At 69.6% G+C, this 5,503-nt stretch carries 5 protein-coding genes; all 5 read left to right on the top strand.

Annotation, left to right across the window (positions count from 1 at the left end; genetic code table 11):
• Positions 1-257, top strand: a 257-nt coding sequence (locus D7Y13_RS37745; protein WP_208734530.1) for a formate dehydrogenase accessory sulfurtransferase FdhD, incomplete at its 5' end; no start/stop codon positions are given.
• A 326-nt stretch (positions 258-583) separates the two neighbouring features.
• The gene (gene epsZ / locus D7Y13_RS37740; RefSeq protein ID WP_120537601.1) at positions 584-2,068 is read left to right on the top strand and encodes an exopolysaccharide biosynthesis polyisoprenyl-phosphate hexose-1-phosphate transferase EpsZ; all 1,485 of its coding nucleotides are present in this window, start codon (positions 584-586) and stop codon (positions 2,066-2,068) included.
• Positions 2,069-2,182: 114 nt separating this feature from the next.
• Positions 2,183-3,736, top strand: a complete 1,554-nt coding sequence (wzx, locus tag D7Y13_RS37735; RefSeq protein WP_233595968.1) for an exopolysaccharide biosynthesis flippase — start codon at positions 2,183-2,185, stop codon at positions 3,734-3,736.
• 14 nt (positions 3,737-3,750) lie between these two features.
• Positions 3,751-4,392 carry an exopolysaccharide export protein EpsY gene (gene epsY, locus D7Y13_RS37730; RefSeq protein WP_120537602.1) on the top strand — a complete coding sequence of 214 codons (642 nt, stop codon included), beginning with the start codon at positions 3,751-3,753 and terminating at the stop codon, positions 4,390-4,392.
• 3 nt (positions 4,393-4,395) lie between these two features.
• A partial coding sequence (gene epsX / locus D7Y13_RS37725) for an exopolysaccharide export protein EpsX (protein WP_120630966.1) occupies positions 4,396-5,503 on the top strand: 1,108 nt, incomplete at its 3' end.

Here is a 5,503-nt window from a genome sequence, read left to right as displayed (position 1 = left end):
GCCTCCCCGTCCCACCCTTCCCGGCCGCGCCCACCGTGCTCGCCGTCAGCGGCCGCGCCAGCTTTGAGATCGTCCAGAAGGCCGCCCGCGCCCGCATCCCCGTCGTCGTCAGCGTCTCCGCCGCCAGCTCGCTCGCCATCGACCTGGCCCTGCGTTCTGGATTGACGCTCGCTGCGTTCTCAAGGAACGGCCGCTGCAACGTCTACACCGGTGCGGAGCGACTGGGACCCACACCGCCAACTGCCTGGAACCCTTGATGACTTCCGCCACCTCAGGTCCCGGGCAGGGGCGATGCATCCACCTGTCAGACCGGCATCGTACATGCAGTCAGTCCCAGGTCCGGGTGCGCTGGACCCCAACGACGATCCACTGTCCTGACCAGACGTCACCTGCTCCAGGTACAAGGTCGACGTCCCCCTCGTAGGATGAGGCCGTTCAAGGAATCACCTGTTGTCACGTCTTTCTTGCTGAGCAGTGGTTGCGCCGCGCCGCACAATTTGGCAGTCTTACATTTCCTCCTGGTTAAACTTTTCTAGCCATGACGGTATCCTCTGCGAAACCCGAACGTTCGAAGCAGAGGGGGGTGGACACGATGAGCAGTGCGACTGCAGGCGCCGAGGTCAAGGCATCCCCGTCGACAGCCCCGCTGACGGGAAGCGTGGCTTTGGAAGAGGCCACGGATCCTCCGCGGCTGGCCCCCGGCTTCGCCGCGAAGCTGAACCTCACCGTGGACGTGGTGCTGCTGGTGAGCGTGCTGCTGGGCACCGCGTGGATGCGCGGCGGCCAGACGCTGCCGCTGGGCTGGGAGCTGCCCAGCATGGTGCTCACCGCCGTGCTCGTGTGGCTCATCACCGGCACCGCGCTGTGTCTGTATGATTCGCGCTTCGCCGAGCGCAGCAAGCTGGATCATGTGGCGCTGGTGTCCGTCACCACGCTGGCCGTCGTGACGGTGCAGGCGGTGCTGGAGCTGGCCATGCCCATCGCCACGCACGTGGGCGTCGCGCCGCTCCTGGTCGTCTTCTGGCCGGTGGCGCTGCTGCTGCGGCTGGGCGTCTTCCGCCAGGTGGCCTCGCAGGAGGCCCCCACCGACGAGGTGCTCATCGTCGGCACCGGCGCCATGGGCCGCTACACCGGCGAGGACCTGTCCGGCCGCGGCCGCCGCAAGATTTTGGGCTACGTACGCTTCCCGGAGGATCACGCCTCCGGCGACAGTCTGCCCGCGCAGGTGCTGGGGCCCGCGGATGAGCTGGAGCGCCTGCTGCGCACGCTGCCGGTGAGCGAGGTCTACATCGCCGGCAACACGCTCAAGCAGGGCGAGTCCATGCAGGCCGCCATCAAGCTGGCCGAGCGCTTCGGCGTGCCGTTCGCGCTGCCCGCGCACTCGTTCCGCCTGGACCGCGCCCGTCCCGTGGAGTCCCGCGCGGTGGCGGACGGCTACCTGCACTTCGCCGCGGTGGCGCCCAAGCCGCACCAGATGGCGATGAAGCGCCTGTTCGACATCGCGGTGTCGTCGGTGGCGCTGTGGATGCTGCTGCCGCTCTTCCTGGTGGTGGCCGCGTGCATCAAGCTCACCTCGCGCGGCCCCATCTTCTTCAAGCAGCTGCGCACCGGGCAGCACGGCAAGCCGTTCTACATGCTGAAGTTCCGCTCCATGGTGGTGAACGCGGAGGAGCTCAAGGAGCGGCTGGCCGCGCAGAACGAGCAGACCGGCCCCGTCTTCAAGATGAAGAACGATCCGCGCATCACCGGCATCGGTCGTTTCATCCGCAAGTTCTCCATTGATGAGCTGCCCCAGTTCCTCAACGTGCTGCGCGGGGAGATGAGCGTCGTGGGGCCGCGTCCGCCGGTGCCCAGCGAGGTCGCCAAGTACGAGACGTGGCAGCGCCGCCGCCTGTCCGTGCGCCCGGGCCTGACCTGCATCTGGCAGGTGTCCGGACGCAACCAGATCTCCTTCGAGCAGTGGATGTACCTGGACATGCAGTACATCGACCACTGGAGCCTCACCGGCGACCTCCGCCTGCTGCTCCAAACGGTTCCGGTTGTCATCACGGGCCGCGGGGCAAGCTAGCGACCAGTCGTGAATCTCCGGGCCCGACGTTGACGCGTCGGGCCCGTTTGTCTTTCCATGGGGCGGGCCTTCCCCCCCTTGTGTACGCATCACCCCTGAAGGCCCGCGTCATCCATGACCGTGAACAGTCAGAACCCCTCCTCCGCTGAAGTCGAAGACGGCGCGCGCGCGAACGAAGTCCGCGGCGCCGTGCGCAGCACGCTGCAGCTGGGCGGCTCGCTGATGGTGACGTACGCCATCGCGCTGGGCATCCGGGCGCTGATGCCGCGCTACCTGGGACCGGAGGCGTTCGGCTACTTCAACTGGTCGGAGGCCTTCGCCGCCACGTTCTTCGTGGCCACCAACCTGGGTCTGGAGACGTACATCCGCAAGGAGGTGCCGGTCCGCCCGGAGCACGCGAGCGACTTCTTCGGCACCACCATGCTGTTGCGCCTGGGCATGACGCTGATCCTCATGGTCGCGCTGGCGCTGGTGCTCCACCACACCGGCGAGCCCCCGGAGGTGCAGCACCTGGTGCAGTGGTTCGCGCTGGCCCAGTCGCTCATCGTCGTCAACGCGTCCATGGCGGCGCTGCTGCACTCCAAGGGCAAGGTCGCGGGCCTGTCCGTCTCCAACGTCATCACCAAGATTGTGTGGGGCGGAGGCCTGGCGCTGATGGCCGCGCTGGGCGTGGGCATCCAGTGGCTGGCCGTCCCCATGGTGGCGTCCGAAGCGGTGAAGCTCGTCATCAGCTGGCGCCTGGCGAAGGTGCACCTGGGGCTGAAGTTCCGCATCGACATCACCGCGACGAAGAAGGTGATGAAGGCGTGCCTGCCGTTCTTCCTCACGGCGGCGGCGCTCGCGTGCAACGGCCGCACGGACATGTCGCTGCTGGGCAAGCTCGCGTCCAAGGAGGAGGTGGGCTGGTACGGCGGCGCGTTCAGCATCGCGGGCCTCACCTTCCTCATCAGCCCCATCTTCGGCTGGGTGCTGATGCCCATGATGTCGCGCGCGGCGGCGCGCTCTCCCCAGGAATTGTCGCACCTGACGCGCCGCTCGCTGGAGGGCGTGCTCGCGTTCACCGTGCCGGTGATGATGGCCATGGTGCTGGGCGCGGACCTCTGGGTGCGCCTGATGTGCGGCCCCGGCTTCGAACCCGCGGCGCTGCCCCTGCGCGTGCTGTCGCCCATCTTCGTGATGGCCTACGTCACCATGGTCAGCAGCATCTGGCTCACCATGTCCAACAAGGAGTGGTGGGTGACGCTGGCGGCCACCATGGGCGCGGTGGTGAACCCGCTGCTCAACCTGGCGCTCATCCCGTGGCTGTACGGCCGCATCGGCCCGTCCGGCGGCGCCACCGCCACGGCGCTGTCCATGTTCTTCACGGAGGTCATCGTCACGGTGCTGTTCCTGAGCCGCATGGGAAGGAACTCCTTCGACCGGCGTTCGCTCGTCATGGTGGCGAAGACGGCGGTGGTGTGCGGCGTGTGCGTGGCCCTGGACCGCTTCCTGGTGGGCAGCGTGTCCGCGTGGCCCCGGCTGGGGCTGACGGCCGGCACCTACGTGGCGGGCGTGCTCGTCACCGGCGCCATTCGCCCCGCGGAGCTGCTCCAGGTGGTACGCATGGCGCGGCAGCGGGGCAATGCGGCCCCCGCCGAGGTGGTCGTCACGGCCACCCCCACCGCGTGAGGAGCCTGAGCGCCATGCCGTCCCGTCCCTCCCGATTCCACGGCCCCGGCCCCCTGTCGCGCGCGCTCGCGTGCGCCGGCCTGCTGCTGCTCGCGCCCGCGTGCAGCGGCCTGGGCAAGTACACCTGGGTGAACGAGTACCAGGAGAAGCCGACCGAGTCCGACGCGGCCTATCAAATCGTTCCCGGCGACGTGCTCAACGTGCGGGTGTGGGGCCAGGAGGCCATGACGACGCGCGCGAAGGTGCGCGAGGACGGCCGCATCAGCCTCACCTTCCTGGACGACGTGGAGGCCGCCGGCCACTCGCCCGCCCTGCTGGCGCAGCAGATCCAGACGCGGCTCAAGGACTTCATCAACCACCCCGTCGTCACGGTGTCGCTGGAGGAAGCGCGCCCCATGTCGGTGACGATGCTGGGCGAAGTGGCCAACGTGGGCGCGCACGTGTTGGACCCAGGCGCCACGCTGCTCCAGGCGCTGGGCGCCGCGGGCAGCTTCACCGACTACGCGCACCGCGACCGCATCTTCGTGCTCCGCCGGGATGATCCGAAGGCGGATGAGCCCACGCGGATCCGCGTGAAGTACGAGGACATCATCCGTGGCGAGGGACGCGCGGCGGCCTTCCGCCTGCGCCCTGGCGACGTGGTGGTGGTGGAGTAGCCCGTGCTGGACGCCGTCCTGACGAGCCTGTGGTTGGAGCTGGCGTCCGCCAACGTGTCCTATGCCGTCCAGGCGCGCGTGGACACGCGCATGCGCTCCATGGAGGCGCAGGCCACCGGCGGGTCCGTGCCCCCTGTCGCGGGGGACATGGACCTGGTGCCCACGCTGGGCCTGAAGTTCGACGACGGCAGCGCGGTGGGCAGTCTGGAGTACGCGCCTCGCATCTCCTTCCGCGAGGCCACCACCAACCCGCGCACGGAGGTGCAGCACGTGGGCCGCCTGTTGGGCGACTGGCGGCCGTCGCGCGGCCTCACCCTGCACGGCACCCAGGAGTTCGTGCTGGGCCAGGTGAACCTCTTCACCAACCTGCCCCTGGGCGGCAGCCTGGATGACCCCCTGGGCGGCGACCCCATCCCGGGCGACACCGGGGTGGATGTCCCCATCCAGCCGCTGCCGGAGGGGGTGGACAGCGTGTTCTTCCTCTCCTCGCTGACGACGCTCGCGGCGGAGACGGTGTGGCTGGGCCGGGGCCTGTCGCTGTCGGGCAGCGCGGGCTTCTCCGCCAGCGGCGGCCTGGACGCCACGGCGCAGGAGGCGGTGCCCTTCCAGTACGGTCCGCGCGGACAGGCGGCCCTGGGCTGGTCCCCCGCGCCCCGGCACACGCTGGCCACCACGGTGGGCGTCACGGATTCGCGCTTCTCCACCGGGGCGCGCGCCACGGTGGGCACCCTCACCGGCGCCTGGACGCACCGGGTGGACCGGCGCTCGTCGGTGGAGGTGGGCGTGGGCGTGGGCGTGGCGTACTCGATGCGGGCGACGGAGGAGGAGACTCCAGACGAGGAGCTGCCCGGAGCCACCCCTGCGGGTGGGAGGCGCGTGGGGACCTTTCAGGTCGGGGTGACGCCGCCGGAGGAGGAGCCGCTGGCGCGCCTGGACCTCCTGCCGGACCTGACGCTGGCGTGGTCCTACCGGGTGCCGTCGCGGGTGGCGGACTTCAACAGCCGGGTGGCGGCGCGGGTGACGCCCTTCGTGGACCGCCTGACAGGGCTGGTGTACCCGAGGGCCGACGTGACCTTGAACGGCACGTGGGCGTTGGGGCCTAGAGTGCGGC

Source organism: Corallococcus praedator (genome assembly GCF_003612125.1).
In the GTDB taxonomy this organism is placed as follows: Bacteria; Myxococcota; Myxococcia; order Myxococcales; family Myxococcaceae; genus Corallococcus; species Corallococcus praedator.
The sequence above is the reverse complement of the archived record's forward strand: the minus strand, read 5'-3'. Positions and strand labels throughout refer to the sequence as shown.

What these genes read in the sequence shown, in the direction of transcription:
- wzx (WP_233595968.1), top strand. Translation starts at nt 2,183, where the DNA reads ATGACCGTGAACAGTCAGAACCCCTCCTCCGCTGAAGTCGAAGACGGC.
- epsY (WP_120537602.1), top strand. Translation starts at nt 3,751, where the DNA reads ATGCCGTCCCGTCCCTCCCGATTCCACGGCCCCGGCCCCCTGTCGCGC.